At 49.5% G+C, this 18,942-nt stretch carries 21 protein-coding genes; 19 read left to right on the top strand and 2 right to left on the bottom strand.

Features of this window, described 5'->3' with window-relative positions; all coding sequences use genetic code 11:
* The first annotated feature begins 265 nt into the window (after positions 1–265).
* From J2Z65_RS19020 to J2Z65_RS18960, 13 genes are all read left to right on the top strand, one after another.
* Positions 266–949: a response regulator transcription factor gene (locus tag J2Z65_RS19020; protein ID WP_167052859.1), complete on the top strand. Its 684-nt coding sequence runs from the start codon at positions 266–268 to the stop codon at positions 947–949.
* Positions 946–2,472, top strand: a complete 1,527-nt coding sequence (locus J2Z65_RS19015; protein ID WP_167052857.1) for a sensor histidine kinase — start codon at positions 946–948, stop codon at positions 2,470–2,472. The genes J2Z65_RS19020 and J2Z65_RS19015 overlap by 4 nt, the downstream gene beginning before the upstream one ends.
* Positions 2,473–3,290: 818 nt before the next feature.
* Positions 3,291–4,391, top strand: a complete 1,101-nt coding sequence (locus J2Z65_RS19010) for a hypothetical protein (protein WP_167052856.1) — start codon at positions 3,291–3,293, stop codon at positions 4,389–4,391.
* Positions 4,392–4,587: 196 nt separating this feature from the next.
* Complete coding sequence (locus J2Z65_RS19005) at positions 4,588–5,472, top strand: LysR family transcriptional regulator (RefSeq protein ID WP_167052854.1); 885 nt, start codon at positions 4,588–4,590, stop codon at positions 5,470–5,472.
* A gap of 150 nt (positions 5,473–5,622) precedes the next feature.
* Positions 5,623–6,498: a transporter substrate-binding domain-containing protein gene (locus J2Z65_RS19000; protein ID WP_167052852.1), complete on the top strand. Its 876-nt coding sequence runs from the start codon at positions 5,623–5,625 to the stop codon at positions 6,496–6,498.
* 41 nt (positions 6,499–6,539) lie between these two features.
* Complete coding sequence (locus J2Z65_RS18995; RefSeq protein ID WP_167052850.1) at positions 6,540–7,316, top strand: amino acid ABC transporter permease; 777 nt, start codon at positions 6,540–6,542, stop codon at positions 7,314–7,316.
* On the top strand, positions 7,313–8,023 hold the full coding sequence (locus J2Z65_RS18990) for an amino acid ABC transporter permease (RefSeq protein ID WP_167052848.1): 711 nt from the start codon (positions 7,313–7,315) through the stop codon (positions 8,021–8,023). Before J2Z65_RS18995 ends, J2Z65_RS18990 begins: the two co-directional genes overlap by 4 nt.
* A complete protein-coding gene (locus tag J2Z65_RS18985; protein WP_167052846.1) occupies positions 8,020–8,772 on the top strand; it encodes an amino acid ABC transporter ATP-binding protein in 753 nt (250 codons plus the stop codon). Before J2Z65_RS18990 ends, J2Z65_RS18985 begins: the two co-directional genes overlap by 4 nt.
* Before the next feature lie 26 nt (positions 8,773–8,798).
* On the top strand, positions 8,799–9,809 hold the full coding sequence (locus tag J2Z65_RS18980) for an LLM class flavin-dependent oxidoreductase (RefSeq protein WP_167052844.1): 1,011 nt from the start codon (positions 8,799–8,801) through the stop codon (positions 9,807–9,809).
* A gap of 19 nt (positions 9,810–9,828) precedes the next feature.
* Positions 9,829–11,016: an amidohydrolase gene (locus tag J2Z65_RS18975; RefSeq protein WP_167052842.1), complete on the top strand. Its 1,188-nt coding sequence runs from the start codon at positions 9,829–9,831 to the stop codon at positions 11,014–11,016.
* Positions 11,013–11,498 carry a DinB family protein gene (locus J2Z65_RS18970; protein ID WP_167052840.1) on the top strand — a complete coding sequence of 162 codons (486 nt, stop codon included), beginning with the start codon at positions 11,013–11,015 and terminating at the stop codon, positions 11,496–11,498. Before J2Z65_RS18975 ends, J2Z65_RS18970 begins: the two co-directional genes overlap by 4 nt.
* Before the next feature lie 13 nt (positions 11,499–11,511).
* Entirely contained in the window at positions 11,512–12,042 is a 531-nt protein-coding gene (locus J2Z65_RS18965) for a GNAT family N-acetyltransferase (RefSeq protein ID WP_167052838.1), read from the top strand.
* Positions 12,043–12,057: 15 nt separating this feature from the next.
* Complete coding sequence (locus J2Z65_RS18960) at positions 12,058–13,380, top strand: LLM class flavin-dependent oxidoreductase (RefSeq protein ID WP_167052836.1); 1,323 nt, start codon at positions 12,058–12,060, stop codon at positions 13,378–13,380.
* A gap of 134 nt (positions 13,381–13,514) precedes the next feature.
* On the opposite strand, the gene J2Z65_RS18955 is transcribed toward J2Z65_RS18960, so the two are convergent.
* On the bottom strand, positions 13,515–14,564 hold the full coding sequence (locus tag J2Z65_RS18955; RefSeq protein WP_167052834.1) for a metallophosphoesterase family protein: 1,050 nt from the start codon (positions 14,562–14,564) through the stop codon (positions 13,515–13,517).
* A 174-nt stretch (positions 14,565–14,738) separates the two neighbouring features.
* Between J2Z65_RS18955 and J2Z65_RS18950 the strand changes: the two genes are divergently transcribed.
* The 3 genes from J2Z65_RS18950 to J2Z65_RS18940 are packed head-to-tail and all read left to right on the top strand — an operon-like array spanning position 14,739 to position 16,683.
* A complete protein-coding gene (locus J2Z65_RS18950; protein WP_127458717.1) occupies positions 14,739–15,107 on the top strand; it encodes a GntR family transcriptional regulator in 369 nt (122 codons plus the stop codon).
* Positions 15,107–16,003, top strand: coding sequence for an ABC transporter ATP-binding protein (locus J2Z65_RS18945; RefSeq protein WP_193580763.1), 897 nt, complete (start codon positions 15,107–15,109; stop codon positions 16,001–16,003). Before J2Z65_RS18950 ends, J2Z65_RS18945 begins: the two co-directional genes overlap by 1 nt.
* Positions 16,000–16,683, top strand: a complete 684-nt coding sequence (locus tag J2Z65_RS18940; protein WP_167052831.1) for a hypothetical protein — start codon at positions 16,000–16,002, stop codon at positions 16,681–16,683. Before J2Z65_RS18945 ends, J2Z65_RS18940 begins: the two co-directional genes overlap by 4 nt.
* A gap of 259 nt (positions 16,684–16,942) precedes the next feature.
* On the opposite strand, the gene J2Z65_RS18935 is transcribed toward J2Z65_RS18940, so the two are convergent.
* Complete coding sequence (locus tag J2Z65_RS18935) at positions 16,943–17,173, bottom strand: spore germination protein (RefSeq protein WP_167052829.1); 231 nt, start codon at positions 17,171–17,173, stop codon at positions 16,943–16,945.
* Between the two features lie 284 nt (positions 17,174–17,457).
* On the opposite strand from J2Z65_RS18935, the gene J2Z65_RS18930 reads away from it, so the two are divergent.
* From J2Z65_RS18930 to J2Z65_RS18920, 3 genes are read left to right on the top strand one after another with little or no spacing between them, the layout of a single operon-like run.
* On the top strand, positions 17,458–17,754 hold the full coding sequence (locus J2Z65_RS18930) for a LiaF transmembrane domain-containing protein (protein WP_167052827.1): 297 nt from the start codon (positions 17,458–17,460) through the stop codon (positions 17,752–17,754).
* A gap of 58 nt (positions 17,755–17,812) precedes the next feature.
* On the top strand, positions 17,813–18,508 hold the full coding sequence (locus tag J2Z65_RS18925) for a PspA/IM30 family protein (RefSeq protein WP_167052825.1): 696 nt from the start codon (positions 17,813–17,815) through the stop codon (positions 18,506–18,508).
* Complete coding sequence (locus tag J2Z65_RS18920; protein ID WP_167052823.1) at positions 18,477–18,941, top strand: PspC domain-containing protein; 465 nt, start codon at positions 18,477–18,479, stop codon at positions 18,939–18,941. The genes J2Z65_RS18925 and J2Z65_RS18920 overlap by 32 nt, the downstream gene beginning before the upstream one ends.
* Position 18,942 lies beyond the last annotated feature (1 nt).

Below are 18,942 nucleotides of genomic sequence, written 5' to 3'. Positions count from 1 at the left end.
CATACGTTGATAGTCCTAATTATAGAGGTGTTACCTGAGATTCAATTGATAGTTAGCTGAAAAAATACTGAAAAGTCTGAGCCCAATTGTTCCAAATGGGTTTGTTCGGCTTGTCTTCAAGAACCTTCAGTAGGGCGATGCATGTGTAACGGAGAACAATATTCAGCAACCTTTCAGCATCTGCTCAGGTTGCTTTTAGGCAGGATATGGGATACTGACTATAGAAATTGTCTAAGTATTGAATCGAACACGGAGGGACCACCCCATGCGCCAATTAAAAGGAATCAAAATTCTGCTCGTTGACGACGAGCCTCATATTTTGGAGTTTTTGGAATTAGGCCTGACGAACGAAGGCTTCGAGGTTATGACCGCAACGGACGGTCTTTCAGCTATTACGACATGCAACAAATTTCAACCGCATATCGCGATTTTGGATGTGATGATGCCGGGGATGGACGGATTTGAAGTATGCCGTATGATCAAAAAAACGGAGAATGTCGCGGTTATTATGCTGACAGCGAAGGACGAAATCGATGATCGCGTAAAGGGGCTTACCATCGGGGCAGACGATTACATGGTCAAACCGTTCAGCTTTGAAGAGCTGTTAGCCCGCATTTATGCGCGGATTCGAAATCATTTTCCAAACCTGTTCGGCGAGGTTGTAATCGGACCGCTTCGCATGGATGACCGGCGCAAGGAGATTAGTCTGCATGACAAAGTGCTGGAGCTGTCCCCTACGGAGTACGAGCTGCTTAAATTTATGGCGATCAATCATGGACTTGTGCTGAGCAAATCGATGATTCTCGATAAGGTTTGGGGCTATGACTTTGGAGGCGAGGAAAACATCGTGGAGGTGTACATACGGTCGCTGCGCGATAAGCTGAACGATAAGGAACATAAGCTGATTCGTACGATTCGGGGAGCAGGCTACCGGATGGATCTGACATGAAGAGGAAGAGCCGTTTTGCCGACCTTTTTGTGACGGGCTCTTTGAAGTTTCAACTGCTGTCCAGAACCTTGCTGGTCCTGTCTGTGCTGCTGCTGCTCATCGGTGTTTTTCAGTACGTGGTCATGCAGCGGTTCATGTATCAGAACAAAGCGGATACGATCCGCAATCAGCTTGCGGCGCTTCCCCCCAACATGTGGCGTTTGGGGATGGGATCGGGAGATGCGCAAAATCCTTTGTTCCCCAAAGAAGGGAACCGTGATAACCGTCCTGGTTTTGGGGGCGATCAGGAGCGGATTTTCGTATCGGAGTTATCGATTGCTTTTATCGATGACAAAGGGAATTATAAGCTCATTTCCTCCCCGTTTGAGCAGCCGACTCCTCAGTTGAAGCAAGAGGAATATCTGGCGCTCATGCAAAAGAAAATGAAGCTGGACCACCGCATCATCAAGGATGAAAAAGGCAATGATCAGCTCGTTGTCTTTCATCAGATAGGCGGAGAGTCTGAACGATCCCGCGGCGGCCCTGGCGGGCCAAGTATACAAGGCCTCATTCAAGCGAGCATCAGTGTCGCGCCGATTCGCGATGTGCTGCTGCAGCAGCTGTTGACTTTTATTTTTCTATCTTTGTTAGCCATGGTGTTTGGTTTGTTAGGCTTCCTCCCCGTCCTGCGGCGAACGCTGGTTCCGCTCTCTAATATGGTGGAAACCGTAAAGCAGATTGATGCAGGCAATCTCAACGAGCGGTTCCCTGCACATCAAGGGCAAGTGGAAGTGGATCGACTGGCGGCCTCTTTTAACGGGATGTTAAAGCGGTTGGAGGTTTCTTTTGAGGCGGAAAAAGAAGCGAAAGAGCAGATGCGCCGTTTTGCTGCCGACGCTTCGCATGAGCTGCGTACACCGCTGACATCCATTCACGGATTTCTGGAGGTACTGCTGCGCGGGGCGTATCAACAACCGGAACAGTTGTTGAAAGCTTTGAAAAGCATGCATGGTGAATCTGTAAGAATTAACAAGCTAGTCGAGGATCTCCTTCTGCTGGCTAGGCTTGATCGTTCGCCCACTTTTCAGAAGACGGAAGGGGTGCTCGACGAGATGCTGCACGAGATGGAGCCTCAGCTTCGTCTACTGGCAGGAGACAGAACCGTTACCTTCAACTTAGAGCCTCAGACCCGGTGCCTGTATGATCCCGATAAAATCAAGCAGGTTGTGCTCAACTTGTTTCACAACGCCGTTCAGCATACGCACCCGGTGACGGGGCAGGTCGGGCTGACTCTGGCGCAAACGCCGTCCGGCGTAGAAATTACGGTTCATGACAACGGAGAAGGGATTGCTCCTGAACATCTCCCTCATTTGTTTGACCGGTTTTACCGCATCGATACCTCGCGTGCACGGCGAAGCGGCGGTGCAGGTTTGGGCTTATCGATCACCCATTCCATTGCGCAGCTTCATGGCGGGTCGATCGAAGTGGATAGTGTAGTGGGAGAGGGCACCACATTTAAAGTGCTGCTCCCTGCGATGAAATGAGAAGAGTCCTATCTCGGCGTGAACGGTGCCGGGGGAGGGCTTTTTTTGCTGTTTAGGTGTGACTTCACTTTTAACGGGAAACCTCCTGTTAAATATGCCGTACATCCCGATCCGGTTCGAAATAGCTGGAGTTTCTCCTAATACAGGGGACGACTGTTTCGTTCATGCGCTACACATCCGCTACTTTAACGCTGTTGACGCTCTTAAAGTTGCCAACTCTCACGTTCAGCCCAAGTTAACGCTGTAGAACAGCCTTAACTGTCACCTCACGTCTTGCACCTCACCGTTTGATCTTGTGGGAACCATAGGACGCTATTTGAGCAAAATTGGCGGTTTCGGGTTCTGGAGGGGAACTGCAGGGTCTTATCTGTCCATCAAAGTCTACGTGTAAGCTGAAATTGGAGAAATAGCGGATCGTAGTTCCACTCAACGGCTTGAAGGGGCGATTTCATGAGAAATAGAGGACTGTAGTTCCTCTCTTGAGACACTTCCTTTAATCCAGATGGTGATGGTTGATACTTGATAATTCGATGCTTTCGGCTCATTCCGGAGCTAGCATCCTAAATAGCGGTAAATTTTGCAGGAACCTTAAGCGAAGGGATGGCGTTGGGCAGATTCATGCAGCGAGGCTATGCGGGTCCGCGCCTGATTTATCGCTAATGAAGAATAAGGCAAGCCGATTTCCTTTTTCAGCCAATTCTCAGAAACTTCTCAACCAACCTTCAGTTTATACTCAGATCAGATTCAGGTTAGGCGCCTATACTTGGTTTTGTAAGCAAGAAACAAACAAAAATAATTCAAAAAGGTGGAAACAAACGATGAAAACTATCTCCAGAAAAATTCTTACAGGTTCATTGATCGCTTCTTTTGTACTTGGTGTCGGTTTTGTTGGAGCCCTACATAATCAGGCATACGCAGATACAGTAACAAGCACCTCCACAAGTGCAACGGCTCAAAAAGCAGGTCCGGGAAAAGGGGTTAGAGACTTTGGAGATCGCGGCGGCTTCCGCGGCGGGAACGTAATGAAAGAAACAGCAACGATCTTAGGTGTTGAGGAAAGCGCCGTGCAGGAAGCATTGAAATCCGGCAAAACATTAACGGCATTTGCAGAAGAAAAGGGCCTGACGAAAGACGACTATTTGCAAAAACTGGTTGCAGCAGAGACAGCATCGATCACAGCCGAAGTGACTTCGGGTAAAATTACGCAAGAGCAAGCGGATAAAATTGTGAGTGGCCTCTCCGATCAATTAACGAAGCAAATTGACGGAACCGGGTTCAAGGGCGGGTTCAAAGGTGGTTTCCCAAGCGGCGACCGCGGAGGAATAGGACATGGCAGCAATCTCCTTGAGCAAACGGCAACTATTCTTAGCGTAGAGCCAAGCGTTGTGAAGGAAGCTTTGCAGGCAGGCAAGACTTTGTCAGCTTTCGCGGTGGAAAAGGGCTTAACAGAAGCGGACTACGTAGCGAAGCTGGTCGCAGCGGAAACAACAGCGATCAACGCTGAGGTAACAGCGGGCAAACTTACGCAGGATCAAGCGGATAAAATGCTTTCCGGTCTCTCCGATCGCATCACTAAGCAAGTGCAAAGCACTCGCCCAGAAGGCGGTGAAGGAGGCTTTGGCGGCGATCACCGCGGACCTGGCGGCTTTGGCGGCGGATTTTTCGGAAACTCTGAAGCTGTGACAACCATTCTGGGTATCACGCAAGAGGAACTGAAAACGGAGCTGGAAGCGGGCAAATCTCTTGCTGACGTGGCTGCTGCCAAAGGAATCAGCGAAGATGATCTGATCAGCAAAATCAAAGACTCCATGACAGACAGCATCAAGAAGCAAGTCGAGCAAAAAGGCTTCGGCCATAAAGGCCAGCAGGCCAAGCCTTCCACAGATGGAGCAGCGCAGGCTCCTGCTGCAACGAACTAATAGAACTGCTTTCTATCCAAGCAGCGCACATGCAAAACGCCGCATTCCTTTCCCCATTAATACGGGGCACAGGAGGCGGCGTTTTTATATATTGACACCTAATGTAAGATGGCATATAGTAGTAACAATCTTAATTCCGAGTTAATATATAGGAATAATACAAATTAATATAATTTTGAAGTAATGGGGGCTCTCCATGAATATCGAAAATATAGAAGCATTCGTTTACGTGATCCATTACGGTAGCTTTAACAAGGCGGCGGAAGTATTGTTCCTGTCCCAGCCTTCGGTCACAGCACGCATACAATCGCTTGAACGTGAGCTTGATTGCCGGTTATTCGACCGCATCGGGAAACAGGTTTCTTTGACGGATGAGGGGAGAAGGTTCCTGCCTTATGCGCAGCAGCTTCTGCAAACTTTTCAAAAGAGCAAAATCCAATTAAAGCAAAAAAGGACGCTGCCCAATGAGCTCCGAATAGGCTGTACGGTTTCTGTTTCGAACTATGTCATTCCCGAATTAGTGCCGAAGATGAAGCGTAAATATCCGGACGTCAATTTCAAGCTAACGACTGCCACTACGGAGGATATCGTTAATAAGGTACTGAATCGCGAATTGGATGTGGGCTTTGTTCGAAACATAAGTCATCCTAACCTCCTTTCGACGAAGGTTTATGAAGATCCAATCCGTTTATACGTGTATGAGGATCATCCATTCATAGGCAGCGGTATTGTTTCAATTGAGGAGATTGGCGAGCACCCGCTTGTCTTTTTCGAATGTGGTTCTTTGGACTGGATGCGCATCCACCGACTATTTGCCAGCATGAGCCAGCCCCCCAATATTGAATTTCAAACGGATAATTTGGAAACGGCTAAGAAACTGGTGCTGCAGCGCGTAGGCATCGCCTTCCTGCCAAGTTTATGTGTCGAACAGGAAGTTCGGGAAAACAAGCTGTTTCCGATCGAATTTCCCGAAACCTCGGGTATTTCCTTGCAGACGAACATCATCGCCCTGAACGGAGAGAGCGGACTTTTTTTCAATAACGCATTGGATATATGCAAAGGAATCACGACCGTGAAATAAGGAATGATTCGATTATTGAATATGTATATAGAAAAACTCTATTATCCAGTTCTGGAACTTGATGATAAATTAAATGCATAGCAATAATTCATACAAAACAGGTAGGAATTATAAAGATTAAAATAGATAGATCATACGGAGGGATTCACGATGAAGAAACTAACAACACTTGTGGTAACCACATTAGCTTTAACACTGGTAGCTGCAGGCTGCGGCTCGAAGAGCACGGAAACGGGGGCATCCCCCAAAGCAGCTGCGGCTGAAGGGGCGAAAGCGCCTGCCGCCACATCTGCTGAGCCGGTCAAGGCGAAGAAAATTATCGTTGGAACAGGCACTCAGTTCCCTAACGTTGCTTTCCTGGATAAAGACGGTAAGCTTACCGGTTACGATATCGAATTAGTCAAAGAGCTTGATAAGCGCTTGCCGGAATATGAATTTGAGTTTAAAACGATGGACTTCGCCAACCTGCTTCTCAGCCTAGAAACAAACAAAATCGACTTCGTAGCCCATGAAATTGAGAAGAACAAGGAGAGGGAAGAGAAATATCTGTTTAATAACGAGCCGTACGCATATTGGAAAACCAAAGTGATCGTAGCTAAAGATAACACAACGATTAAGTCGATTGATGATCTGAAAGGGAAGAAAGCTTTAACGACGGCAACGAGTGCAGAAGCAACTCTTCTTGAGAATTACAATAAGGCAAATAATAATGCAATCAAAATTGTATATCAAAGCGGCGCAGCTAACGATTTAGTGAACCAGTTGACGACCGGGCGCGTGGACGGCGCGTTAGGAGCGGATTTCCTGCTTCCGCTAGTGGATCCGCAAAGTAAATTGAAAGCCATCGGTCCTATTATTGAAGAAGCCGAAGTTCGGTTCTTATTCCGCAAAAACGATAAAGACGCACAGGTTTTAGCCGATAAGATCGATACGGCTCTGAAAGCCGTCAAGGCAGACGGCACGCTTTCCAAGCTAAGCACACAGTGGTTGGGCGGCGACTTTACGAAGAAAGAAGACACGAAATAGTCTTAAGCTAAAGAAGATAAAAGAAAGGTGAGATCGCCATTATGGCAAACCAATTCGATATCACCTATGTATTCGACTTTTTGCCCAAACTGTTGTCCTACATCAACATTACGTTATTCATTGTAGCTTGCTCTATGGGGCTCGGACTCGTTATTGGGTTTATAGTAGCCCTGCCACGGCTGTATAAAGTACCGATCCTTCAGCGAATCTCACAAATTTATGTTTCCTTCTTTCGGGGAACGCCGATACTGATTCAGCTCTTCCTTATTTATTATGGACTCCCGGAAATGCTGAAGGTTCTCCAGGTGGACGTGTCCAAAGCGCCGGTGCTGACTTTCGTCATTCTTACGTTTGCGCTTCACTCCGGAGCTTATATCTCGGAAGTGATCCGAGCCGCTGTCAAAGCCGTTGACCGGGGGCAAATGGAAGCAGCTTACGCCATCGGGATGACGGGGTATCAAGCTTTTACACGAATTATTATGCCGCAAGCAGTGGCTATTGCCCTTCCCAATTTTACAAACTTGTTGATTGCAAACTTGAAGGATACCTCGCTTGCCTTTTCGCTAGGGGCCATGGAGCTAATGGGGAAAGCGCAGACGCTGGGGAGCGCCACGCAGCACTTTATTGAGACTTACATCTCCTTGTCCATAATTTACTTTGTGATTTGTTTCGGGCTAGAGAAGCTGTTTGTGTATATCGAGAGACGATTGCTCCAGCATGAACAACCGATCGTTTCCCAAGGGCGTCAGCCGCTTACGCGCAGATGGTGGAAGGGGGTCTGGGCTTCGCAGCCTGATAAAGGAGGTTATCAAGCATGAAGATCGATCCCGCGTTCATATGGACGGCTTTTATTCAATTGTTAACCGCTCTGCCGACAACATTAGTCATAACCGTAGTATCTGTCTTCTTCGGATTCCTTATTGGAACAGTCACAGCGTTAATCCGACTATACCGGGTTCCTTTTATACATTATCTCGCGACTGCGTATGTAACCTTTATCCGTGGAACTCCGATGCTGATGCACCTGCTGCTTATTTATTTCGGATTGCCGATGATCATTGACTCTGTTGCAGCAGCTCTAGGCTGGAGCTTTCGGTCGGTGTCGATTCCGATGATTGTCTTTGCCTTCCTCTCTTTCTCCATCACAGCTGGGGCTTACCTGGCTGAGGTCGTGAGATCGGGCATTGTCGCCATTAACCGAGGACAAATAGAAGCAGCCTATTCTATCGGTATGACCACGCCGCAGGCGCTGCGCCGGATTGTTTTGCCCCAAGCGCTGGCTGTCAGCTTACCGAACTTATCCAATACGTTGATCGGCATGCTGCATGGATCGACGCTAGCCTTCACCGTCTCCGTGGTCGAGATCAATGCCAAAGCGCAAATTGTGGCAACGACCAACTGGAAGTTTTTTGAGGCCTATATGGCTGCAGCACTCCTGTTCTGGGGCATCACGTTCCTTATTGAAAGAGCGACGGGACTACTGGAGAAACGAATTAATCTGTATAACCGGGGGGGCGTAGCATGATTCAAATGGCGAATATCACCAAATCATTTGGCAAGCATGAGGTGCTGAAGGGCATTAATCTAACTGTGAAAAAAGGGGAAGTTGTCTGCATCCTAGGCCCCAGCGGCTCAGGCAAAACGACCTTGCTTCGCTGCATGAATTATTTGGAAAAGCCGAACGACGGTGCGGTGACCATCGGGGATTTCACGGTGAACTGCAAGCGCCCTACCAAACAGGAAATCCACACATTACGTCAAAAAACAGCGATGGTCTTCCAGCATTACAATCTGTTTAAGCACAAAACCGTGCTGGAAAATGTGATGGAAGGGCTCGTCATCGTCCAGAAGCAGCCCAAAGAAAAGGCGAGGGAAACCAGCGTGAAGATGCTGGAAAAGGTCGGCTTGGGAAGCAAGCTGGACGCATATCCAAGCCAGTTGTCCGGTGGACAGCAGCAGCGGGTAGGCATTGCGCGCGCGCTAGCCCTGAACCCGGAAGTGATATTATTCGACGAACCGACTTCGGCGCTTGATCCTGAACTGGTTGGCGAGGTGCTGGATGTCATTCAGAAGATTGCCAAAGAAGGCATCACGATGATTGTTGTCACACATGAGATGAACTTTGCCAGAGAGGTGTCCAATCACGTGGTCTTCATGGATGAGGGAGTGATCGTTGAGGAGGGCAAGCCGCAGGATATATTTGGCGGCGCGAAGGAAGAGCGAACGAGACAATTTTTGAAGCGAATTACGCCGGAGTGGAGCTATACCATATAACGTCAAGTCAGATTGGAGTGAAGATCTTGGGGATCAAGCTTAGTATTTTGGACCAAAGTGTCATTTTTCCGGGGGAGAATGCTTCGGATGCTTTTCAACATACGATTTCACTGGCACAGCAAGCTGAAGAACTGGGATACCACCGTTTCTGGGTGTCTGAACATCATGACTCGGAGCAGGTAGCCGGCTCATCGCCTGAAGTGTTGATTGCTCATTTGCTGGCCAAAACAGAGCGCATTCGCGTAGGATCAGGCGGCATCATGCTGCAGCATTACAGCCCTTATAAGGTGGCTGAGAATTTTAATGTATTGGCCTCGCTTGCCCCTGGCCGGGTTGACCTTGGCGTAGGCCGGGCACCGGGCGGACTTCCTCGTTCTACCCAAGCGCTGCAGCAGGGCGTTGTCGAGGCAGCTTCCTTATCGGACAAATTAAGCGAGCTTCAGCAGTTTGTTCAGAACCGGATCGATGATGAACATCCGTTGAAGGGCCTGCGTGTTTCACCGATTCCTGCAGTCCCGGCGGATATTTATATCCTCGGAACGAGTGTAGCTAGCGCTCAGTTGGCGGCCGAAGCCGGCCTTCCCTATGTTTTTGCTCAATTCATTAATGGAGATCATGCGATTGCCGAGGCGGCTTTTGACGCTTATCAGAAAGGCTTTAATTCCGAAAAAGGCACTAAGCCGAAGCTGATCCTCGCTCTCTCCTTAATCGTTGCGGATACGCAAGAGGAAGCGATTGAACTGGCAGGCGAGTATAAGAATGTCAAAATCCATTTAGAAAATGGCAAAACTTTAACGGTCGGCACTCTGGAACAAGCAGAGGAATACGGCCGCCAGACACAAGCCAAGTTCACCGTCGAGGTCAAGCAAGCTGAAATTACCAAGGGAACGAAGGAAACTGTGCGCCAACACTTGTTGGATGTACAGAACAAATATGGCATCGACGAATTTATCATTACCACGTCTGTGAAAGATTTTGGCAAAAGGCTGCGTTCCTTCGAACTGCTTAGCGAAGCTTTCTCGGAATTGCCGGTCTAGAGGGAAAGGAGGACAAATGATGAGCCCATCCAATTCGGAGCCGTTATGGACGGATTTCGACCGCAAGCTGATCGAGATCAGACGACATTTACATCAGAATCCAGAATTGTCGCATGAAGAGTTTCAAACCACGGAGGCGATTCGTGCTTGGTTATCGGAAGCGGGCGTTCGAATTGCCGATTACCCGCTCAAAACAGGCCTGGTTGCGGAAGTAGGGGGCATTCAGGCAGGGCCGATCATAGCCCTCCGAGCAGACATCGATGCACTGCCGATCCACGAGGAGACGGGATTGCCGTATGCCTCCAAGACAGCCGGTAAAATGCATGCCTGCGGTCACGACTTCCACACGGCGGCAATACTTGGCGCAGCCTTGCTGCTCAAACAGCAGGAGAATGAACTGCGGGGAACGGTTCGAATCATTTTCCAGCCCGCCGAAGAGAAAGCGCAAGGCGCGGAGCAAGTGATTCGCAGCGGAGCATTAGAGGGCGTGCGCGCAATTTATGGCATGCACAATAAGCCGGACCTTCCCGTCGGTACGATTGGTATCAAAGCAGGGCCATTAATGGCTGCCGCGGATGGTTTCGTAATTGAAGTGGAAGGAACTGGAACGCATGCAGCTGTACCGGAAGCGGGGATCGACCCCATTGTAACAGGCGCGCATATCGTGACCGCGCTGCAATCCATTGTTAGCCGTAACATAAGCTCGCTCCAAAGCGCCGTCATCAGCGTGACGCGCATCCATAGCGGGACTGCCTGGAATGTGATTCCGGATAAAGCTATTTTGGATGGCACGCTGCGAACGTTCGAAGAAAGCGTAAGAGAGTTGGTTATTGCCCGGCTAGAGCAGGTAGTTCATGGCGTGGCGGCAGCTTATGGGACGAAGGCTTCTGTACGTTGGATTAAAGGTCCGCCAGCGGTCTCTAATGATGCGCAGTTAGCCCAACTGGCCACCCACGCTGCTGAGCAGGCAGGCTTGCAGGTTGTCTCTCCGCCGTCATCTCCGGCAGGCGAAGACTTTGCTTTTTATCAGAAAAAGGTGCCAGGCGTATTCGTCTTTATGGGGACTTCGGGGCCTCACGAATGGCATCATCCGGCATTTGATATCGATGAACGGGCTTTGTCCGGCAGCGCGCGCTATTTTGCCGTTTTGGCTGAACGGGCTTTAAAGGAGCTTACATCCGACATTCCACTGGAGGTATCGACATGAGTCATTCCATTCCTGATCTTCAATCCTATTTGCAAACACATGACCAATTGCAGACTGCCATTCAAGGCCTGAATGCAGAACAATTAAGTTGGAAATCTTCGCCGGATCAATGGAGTGTAACCGAGGTTCTCTCTCATTTGGCGGATCACAATATCGTTGTTTCGTTTCGGATACGTCAAATTTTGGCGGGGTCCGCTGTACAGCTTCCGGCATTTGATCAAGATCCATGGGTAAGCGGTGCGAAGGCAAATGAGGGGTCAGCCAACGATATTCTAGCTGTTTTCCAGGCGCTGCTCCTTTATAACCACTTATTGTTCCAACGCTTATCAGCGGAAGATTGGGTGAAAACAGGCATTAATTTCAAGGGGCAAATACTGTCATTAACGGATGTGGTTCAATCCTTTGTGGCACATGTACAAGTCCATCTGGCGCAAATTTCACGTATTAAGAAAGCATTGGAAGCACAAAACGCACGCGTTTAGGGAGGGTTTGGCTATGGCGGATATACAGGACATTCAAATTCGTGAAGCTAATGAGGGAGACCGGGATGCCATTCGGAAGCTCCTGACAGAAGCCTATGGGCAGTATCAAGACGTGCTGCCTCCTGAAGGATGGGAGCAGTATAAAGAAAATATTGTCGCTTCCGTGGATGGCGGTGAGCCCACAGCCCGCATTATCGCTTTGTCTGGCGGTGAAGTTATGGGAAGCTCTCTCTTGTTCCTTTCTTCCGAAGCAGCTTACGGGCTGCCAGAGTTAGGTATTCAATCGCCGATTATTCGGTTATTGGCCGTTTCACCTAAGGCGAGAGGGCGAGGCATAGCTACAGCGCTTATCAAAGAAAGCGCTAGGCGCGCTATTGAATTAGGGGCAGCAACGCTGCATTTGCATACATCCGACATGATGGAATCTGCGATAAAGCTCTATGAAAGGCTGGGCTTTGAACGCGCCTACGATAAAGATATACAAAAAGGCGAGATACTTGTAAAAAGCTATCGGCTGCAGTTGCAAGCTGCGGCCATACTTTGAAAGGATGGGGATAGCATGACAAAGCAGAAAAAAATCAAATTGGGTGCCATTATTCATGGGGTAGGCGGTCATGTTTCGGGCTGGAGACACCCGGATGCGATTACAGACGCCAGTGTAAATTTTGGATTTTATAAACAGCAAGCGCAGAAAGCCGAGTCCGGCAAATTTGATCTCGTATTTATTGCGGATGGCCTCTTTATCACGGAGAAATCGATTCCTCACTTCCTGAACCGATTCGAACCGATTACGATCTTGTCGGCTTTAGCAGCTGTTACTTCGCATATCGGGCTTGTCGGCACGTTATCCACCTCGTACAGCGAACCCTTCACTGTGGCAAGACAATTTGCCTCCATTGATATGATCAGCGACGGGCGTTCCGGTTGGAATGTCGTCACCTCACCACTTGAAGGTTCCGCCAAAAACTATAGCAAAGAGCAGCATCCGTCACATCCGGAGCGTTACCGCATTGCGAATGAATATTTAGAAGTCACGCGCGGGCTTTGGGATTCATGGGAGGATGATGCATTCGTTCGCGATAAAGAGAGCGGTGTTTTCTTTGATCCGAGCAAAATGCATACGCTGAATCATAAGGGCGAATATTTCTCTGTTCAAGGTCCACTCAATATCGCTCGCTCCAGACAGGGGCAGCCCGTTATTTTCCAAGCTGGGGCTTCTGAGGATGGCCGGGCATTTGCAGCGAAGGTAGCTGACGCTATTTTTGCCGGGCATGAATCGATTGAAGAGGCGCAAGCGTATTATGCAGATATTAAAAAGAGAGCCGCCGAGAACGGTAGGAATCCGGATGAGGTTGTCATTCTGCCGGGCATCTCGCCGATTATCGGACGAACCGAAGAAGAAGCGGAGCGTAAGTATCAAGAAGTTGCCAATCTCGTTACGATTGAGAAGGCGCTGGATTACCTGGGACGCTTCTTCGAGCATCACGATTTCTCGCAATATCCGCTTGATGAGCCATTCCCTGAGTTAGGCGACTTCGGCAGCAACAGCTTCCGCAGCGGAACGGATAGAATCAAACAAAATGCCAAAGAGAAAAATTTGACGCTGCGCCAAGTGGCTTTGAGTGTGGCGACGCCGCGCACGGAATTTACGGGAACTCCGGAATATGTGGCGGATCGCGTGCAGCTGTGGTTCGAGCAGAATGCGGCGGATGGCTTCATCATTGCTGCAGCGCTGCCGAAAGGCTTGGACGACTTCGTAGATCTCGTTGTGCCGATTCTGCAGGAGCGAGGGATCTACAGGACGGAATATGATTCGGATACGCTCCGCGGTAACTTAGGCATACCGATTCCTGCTAATCGGCATGTGAAGGTTGAAGTTTAAGGAAGTGGGGGAACGGCTCTCTTCGATTTCATTGGATGAAATCAGATTTCTACAATGGAAATAGCTCTTACATGCAAAAAGACTGCCAGACACTAGGCTATGGAGCCTGATGTCTGGCAGTCTTTTTATCTTTTTTAATTGACGTCGTAGCCTTTGGCGATGGAGGGCTCAATCCACCGCTTCGTGGTGTGCTCGCGACGCAGAATGACCACGCGGTCTTTGAAGACGTCCACGACGAGACTCTGGCTGATGCCAATCGTCTCCGGTTCGTTCTGCGCGTTCCATACCTCGCGGATGGAGGCGCTGGAAGCGGCCACAAACTTCAGCTGCTTGACTTGGTTGGTCGTCTCCAGGTTCCAGTGGGTATGGCCGCTGAACAGAATGACATTCGGGTGCGCATCCAGCAGCTCCCGCAGTTCCTGGTGCTGGACGACGCCCAGCTCACGGTCCGTGCCATCCAGCGTCTGCGGCAGCGGCTGATGGAGGAACACGAACACAGGCTTGCCGGCATCCGCCGCGCCCGCAGCCGCAAGCCGGTCGCGCAGCCATGCGAGCTGCTCGGGTGAGAGGAACGCATCCTCTTTGTAGGATGCGTTCACGTCACGGTACGCTTCCCCGCTAAGGAAGAGGAAGCGGTAGCCCTCCACGATAAGCTCGTGATACGGCTTATCGTAGCCCCACACGCGGTCGAACAACGCGACCGCTTGCTTGCTGGACCAGGCTGGATTCATCTTCGATGTATCCATGCCACCCTCCGGCGTGCGCCACACGCCGTAGTAGTCGTGGTTGCCCATGGTCGCGTGCACAGGGGCATGAGGTTGGCTGCTGAGCAGCGCCATCAAGCTGCGATAGTCGCCCTCGCTGCCGCCCGTCAGGTCGCCGTTGAGCACGAGCAGCTTGCTCTCCGGGCGCAGCTTGCGGTGATCGGCCAGCGCGCGGCTGAGCAGCAGCTGGGATACTTGATCTGTGGCCATGATATGGGTATCGCTAAGCACGGAGAAGGAAAAGAGCGGCGACGCCTGGAGTGGAGGGGCAAGCTCTTTTGCGCTATTTTCAGCTTCGTGGTCTGCACGGCTTTCCGTTCGTTGCGTTTCTCGCGCCCCTGACTCCGCACTGTAGGCTGAAATCGGAGCAGCTAAGAGCAGCAGGGTAACTAAGGTTAGACGTATTTTTGATAAAAACATAGGCTGATTTACCTTTCATGGGAGTAGTAGATGACGGTTTGTTCTAGTGGTATTCCCAGTTTTGAGGGGATTTATGTTGGGCGAGTACCCAAAATACGCTGTGCCCGTTGACAATTAAGTGCTTTGGTTGTATGGTTAATTACATGAGTAACTAACCAATGTGGTGGTGAGGAAATGGGTTTGACGATGGATGACAGCCGCCCGATTTTTGTACAGATCGCGGAACGTATTGAAGATGACATTATTGAAGCAAGGATGCCGGAGGAATCGCAGGTGCCTTCTACGAATCAGTTTGCAGCCTTTTATCAAATTAATCCGGCGACCGCGGCGAAGGGTGTTAATTTGTTGGTAGACCAAGGCATTTTGTATAAGAAACGCGGGATTGGCATGTTTGTAGCGGAGGGAGCGCGAACGAAGCTGATGGAGAAGAGAAAAGAATTATTTTATGAGCAGTATGTCGTGGCGATGGTGAAAGAAGCTGAAAAGCTTGGCATTACGGTGGAGCAGCTAACGGAAATGGTGCGCAGAGGAGGAAAAGTGTGATGACCAACATTGTGGAAGTAAACGGGCTGACGAAGTCCTATGGGAACGTAACAGCGGTAGATCATGTCAGCTTCAAGGTAGAAGCGAACAAAATCTATGGTTTACTAGGCAGGAACGGTGCCGGGAAAACAACGATCATGCACATCCTCTCGGCCCAGCAGTTCGCTACCAGCGGCGAGTTAAAGGTATTCGGTGAAGCGCCCTTTGAGAACAGCCGCGTGCTGAATCAAATTTGCTTCATTAAGGAAAGCCAGAGATACCCGGAGAGCTTTCGTGTCGCAGATGTGATGGAGATTGCCAAAACGCTCTATCCGGAATGGGACGATGCGTATGCCAAGTCGCTGATTGAAGATTTTCGTCTGCCTCTGAAAAGAAGAGTAAAGAAGCTGTCCAGAGGGATGCTGTCCTCTGTTGGGATCGTGGTTGGTTTGGCCAGCCGCGCGCCGCTTACGATATTCGATGAGCCTTATCTGGGCTTGGATGCCGTGGCCAGAGCGTTATTTTATGACCGCCTGCTGGAGGACTACGCGGAGTATCCGCGAACGGTAATCTTATCTACGCATCTGATCGACGAAGTGAGCCGCTTGCTTGAGCATGTATTGGTTATTGATAATGGCCGGCTGATACTCAATGAAGATGCGGATGCTCTTCGCGGCCGCGCCTGCACGGTCTCTGGTCTGGCAACAGCCGTGGAAGCATTCTCACGAGGCAAGGAAGTGCTCGAACGTCAGTCTATTGGAGCTGCTGCAACAGCTACATTCTTTGGTGTTTTAACTGATCGTGAACGGAGAGAAGCCGAGTCGCTGGGGCTGGAATTTACACCGGTATCGCTGCAGCAGCTCATTGTGCATCTGACACGTACGCCACTTGCGGGAAAGGGGACTGAGCAGGCATGAATCGAGTAAGCAACGTCATTAAGCTTCATATGAGGAACAAAATGTCGTGGTTATTAGTTCCGTGGATGATTCTTGGCTTAAACTTCTTGATCAGCTTTGTTATTGCGCTGTCGCTGAATGAGGAAGAAACGATGAATACGGGCGGCCTTATTTCCATATTCATTTACATGTTAGTGACAGGCGCAGTGACCATTAAGGATACGTTCCCTTTTGCTTTGGGGCTCAGCATCCGCAGAAAGGATTACTTCTTCGGAACAGCGGCAACGACTTTCCTTTTTAGTATCTGTACAGCGCTGCTGCTCGTGATTTTGGCATTTATCGAAGAGGTCACCGGCGGATGGGGAGTTCGCCTCCATCTTTTCAAAGTCGCCTTTTTGGGAGATCTCTCTCCGATCGCGGTTTTCGGTATATATCTGATTCTCCTGCTGCATATGTATTTTCTTGGATTTGCCATTTCCAGCATTCACAGGCGCCTCGGCGCTGCAGGCTTGTTAATCTTCTTCGTTGTAACACTTCTGATAGGTACAGGAGGCTCCTTATTGCTATCCCAATTCGGGATATGGGGAAATATTTTCTCATGGATTGGTCATCATTATTTGGAGTTATTCTGGTGGATGGTGCCCTTAGTTGCCATTTATATGGCAGCCGCGTATGGGTTGCTCCGCAGATCGGCGGCCTAATACGATGTGAGCGGAACGCTTCAATATTGATTGCAGGGGCAGGGGAACTACAGGGTGCTTTTATGGATAAACGGACTGAATCCTAGGTCCTGAGGGAACCACAGGGTCATATATGTCCTCATCCCCCTGTATTTGGGTTGAAATTGCTGGAATAGAGGATCGTAGTTCCCTCTCACACGCCAAAGTGGCGCACTAAGGGGAAATAGCGGATCATCGCATAAAAGAAAGAACCCGGGAACTTGTTCCCGGGTTCTTTGTGTTACACCACATTATTGGTATTGTTATCAATCAAATCCGGGTCAATTGTGTTTGTACTGCCGTTTAGAACATTCTGGACACTGCCGAAGCTATCCCCGGGGGCAAATGAATTGGCACCCGCGTAAATTTTGGCATTGCTCGATAACCGTATTAAGGCAGTATCACCGAACTGGACATTCGAACCCGAGTTCACACTTAGAATTTTGACACCGCCATAGACCACTGAAGGCATAGGTTCGGCCCCCTTCCCAATCACTACTTATTGTATGTACACCGCAGCCTATCTGCCACCGCATTTTTTTAACATCGAGGGTGTTTCACCTCGCGGCTTGGTTGTCCGCGTTCTCGATATGCCGCAGCACAGTATATGCTGCCTCCGAACAGAGGTCGTAGTAGCGCCCCGACTAAGGTCTAGGATCAAATACCGTCCGCGGTCCGTTTTGGAAAAGCTCGATTTTACCTAGAATAAAGACATGAACAAGAGCACAGCACATAACGAAAGGCGGTGACGAAATCATGAAAAGAAACACAGGCTTAGCCGCTCTGCTAATCGCATTCGGCGCACTGATTCTGCTTAACAAGCTGGGACTTCACTTGGGACCCTTTATTGGCTCGGTGATGGGATACCTGATTCCGATTGGTATGGTCGGTCTAGGTTATATCGGGATTCAGAATGGCAATAAATTCGGTTGGATTATTGCAGGGATTGGCGGTGTGATCCTGGTTGGTAAATTAGCCGGTTGGATTATTATTCTCTTGGCGATTGGATTGATTGGTTACGGGGTTTCGATGTTGACAAGAAGAACCGTGTAAATAGGGAATTGTTGAATTGTGGATGGAAAAACAGAGAGTGAAAAAGGTGGTATGAGAGATGAGCCTATTGAGGCGTATGAGAGACATTACCGTAGCATCCCTGAATGAACATTTGGAACGGGCCGAAGATCCGGTTCGCTTAATTGATCAGTACTTAGCTGCACAGCGCGAACAGCTTCAGCAATCCGAGAGGTTGTACCAACAATGCGTTACTCACGCAGCGTCGCTCCGGCAGCAATACCTGACGGCGCTTGAAACCAAAGAAAAGCGTGAGCAGCAAGCGCTCCTGGCTTTGAAAGCCGGCGAAGAACATATGGCACGGATTGTGCTTCAAGAGAAGCTGCAAGCCGAAGAGAAAAGCGAGCAATACCGCGAATTGTATGAGCAAGCTAAGCAATCCATCCTAGACTTGGATGAAGAGTTGCAGCAGCTCAAAGCGGACTATAAAGAAGTGGCAGATAAACGCAGCTACTACCTGGCACGAATGGAATCCGCCCGCTTGCAGCAAAGATTACATGCTCGCAGCAGTGTGTCGCAGGATGCGTCACCACGGATGTTCGGCCGCCTGGAAGAGCGCGTATCCGATATGGAGCTTCATGCAAGAACGCTTCGAGATGTACGACGCATGGGCCGCGAAAGCTACTACGGCGCGGGAAATCCGGCTGTAGACGCTGAATTGGAGGCTCTGCGAAATAGGCTTAATCAGGAGGGAACAAATAATCATGAGCAAACTATACCGCTCACGAAGAGATAAAAAAGTTACCGGTCTTTGCGGCGGACTCGCCGAGGCTATGAATGTAGATGCAACGCTTTTGCGGTTGTTAGTGGTGATTACGACATTTTTCACTGGAGGAACGGTCATTTTCATCTACTTTATCGCTGCTATCGTAATTCCGAAAGAACCTGGCTACGACCAACCGCCTTATGATCCTTATGCCGGCCCGTATTCCCGCTCACCGTACAATGGCGGTGGATGGAACACCAATGCTCATAAGCCGCACGCAAGCCACGTGCCGCCGCACCATGCAGGTTATAACGCACCGTACGAGGCAAGCAAAACAAACAATATCGATGAAATGATGAAAGATATTGAGAAGAAAGCTTTGCAAAGAGAAGTGGAAGAACTAAGAGCCAAAGTCGCTCGTTTTGAACAACAACCAATTGATATTAAAAAAGGAGACGTGTAAA

Origin of the sequence: Paenibacillus aceris (assembly GCF_017874035.1) — a bacterium.
Classification (GTDB): Bacteria; Bacillota; Bacilli; order Paenibacillales; family NBRC-103111; genus Paenibacillus_E; species Paenibacillus_E aceris.
Note: the sequence above shows the minus strand (reverse complement) of the source record. Positions and strands in the feature narration are given on the sequence as shown.

What these genes read in the sequence shown, in the direction of transcription:
- J2Z65_RS19020 (WP_167052859.1), top strand. Translation starts at nt 266, where the DNA reads ATGCGCCAATTAAAAGGAATCAAAATTCTGCTCGTTGACGACGAGCCT.
- J2Z65_RS19015 (WP_167052857.1), top strand. Translation starts at nt 946, where the DNA reads ATGAAGAGGAAGAGCCGTTTTGCCGACCTTTTTGTGACGGGCTCTTTG.
- J2Z65_RS19010 (WP_167052856.1), top strand. Translation starts at nt 3,291, where the DNA reads ATGAAAACTATCTCCAGAAAAATTCTTACAGGTTCATTGATCGCTTCT.
- J2Z65_RS19005 (WP_167052854.1), top strand. Translation starts at nt 4,588, where the DNA reads ATGAATATCGAAAATATAGAAGCATTCGTTTACGTGATCCATTACGGT.
- J2Z65_RS19000 (WP_167052852.1), top strand. Translation starts at nt 5,623, where the DNA reads ATGAAGAAACTAACAACACTTGTGGTAACCACATTAGCTTTAACACTG.
- J2Z65_RS18995 (WP_167052850.1), top strand. Translation starts at nt 6,540, where the DNA reads ATGGCAAACCAATTCGATATCACCTATGTATTCGACTTTTTGCCCAAA.
- J2Z65_RS18990 (WP_167052848.1), top strand. Translation starts at nt 7,313, where the DNA reads ATGAAGATCGATCCCGCGTTCATATGGACGGCTTTTATTCAATTGTTA.
- J2Z65_RS18985 (WP_167052846.1), top strand. Translation starts at nt 8,020, where the DNA reads ATGATTCAAATGGCGAATATCACCAAATCATTTGGCAAGCATGAGGTG.
- J2Z65_RS18975 (WP_167052842.1), top strand. Translation starts at nt 9,829, where the DNA reads ATGAGCCCATCCAATTCGGAGCCGTTATGGACGGATTTCGACCGCAAG.
- J2Z65_RS18970 (WP_167052840.1), top strand. Translation starts at nt 11,013, where the DNA reads ATGAGTCATTCCATTCCTGATCTTCAATCCTATTTGCAAACACATGAC.
- J2Z65_RS18965 (WP_167052838.1), top strand. Translation starts at nt 11,512, where the DNA reads ATGGCGGATATACAGGACATTCAAATTCGTGAAGCTAATGAGGGAGAC.
- J2Z65_RS18960 (WP_167052836.1), top strand. Translation starts at nt 12,058, where the DNA reads ATGACAAAGCAGAAAAAAATCAAATTGGGTGCCATTATTCATGGGGTA.
- J2Z65_RS18955 (WP_167052834.1), bottom strand. Translation starts at nt 14,564, where the DNA reads ATGTTTTTATCAAAAATACGTCTAACCTTAGTTACCCTGCTGCTCTTA.
- J2Z65_RS18950 (WP_127458717.1), top strand. Translation starts at nt 14,739, where the DNA reads ATGGGTTTGACGATGGATGACAGCCGCCCGATTTTTGTACAGATCGCG.
- J2Z65_RS18945 (WP_193580763.1), top strand. Translation starts at nt 15,107, where the DNA reads ATGACCAACATTGTGGAAGTAAACGGGCTGACGAAGTCCTATGGGAAC.
- J2Z65_RS18940 (WP_167052831.1), top strand. Translation starts at nt 16,000, where the DNA reads ATGAATCGAGTAAGCAACGTCATTAAGCTTCATATGAGGAACAAAATG.
- J2Z65_RS18935 (WP_167052829.1), bottom strand. Translation starts at nt 17,173, where the DNA reads ATGCCTTCAGTGGTCTATGGCGGTGTCAAAATTCTAAGTGTGAACTCG.
- J2Z65_RS18930 (WP_167052827.1), top strand. Translation starts at nt 17,458, where the DNA reads ATGAAAAGAAACACAGGCTTAGCCGCTCTGCTAATCGCATTCGGCGCA.
- J2Z65_RS18925 (WP_167052825.1), top strand. Translation starts at nt 17,813, where the DNA reads ATGAGCCTATTGAGGCGTATGAGAGACATTACCGTAGCATCCCTGAAT.
- J2Z65_RS18920 (WP_167052823.1), top strand. Translation starts at nt 18,477, where the DNA reads ATGAGCAAACTATACCGCTCACGAAGAGATAAAAAAGTTACCGGTCTT.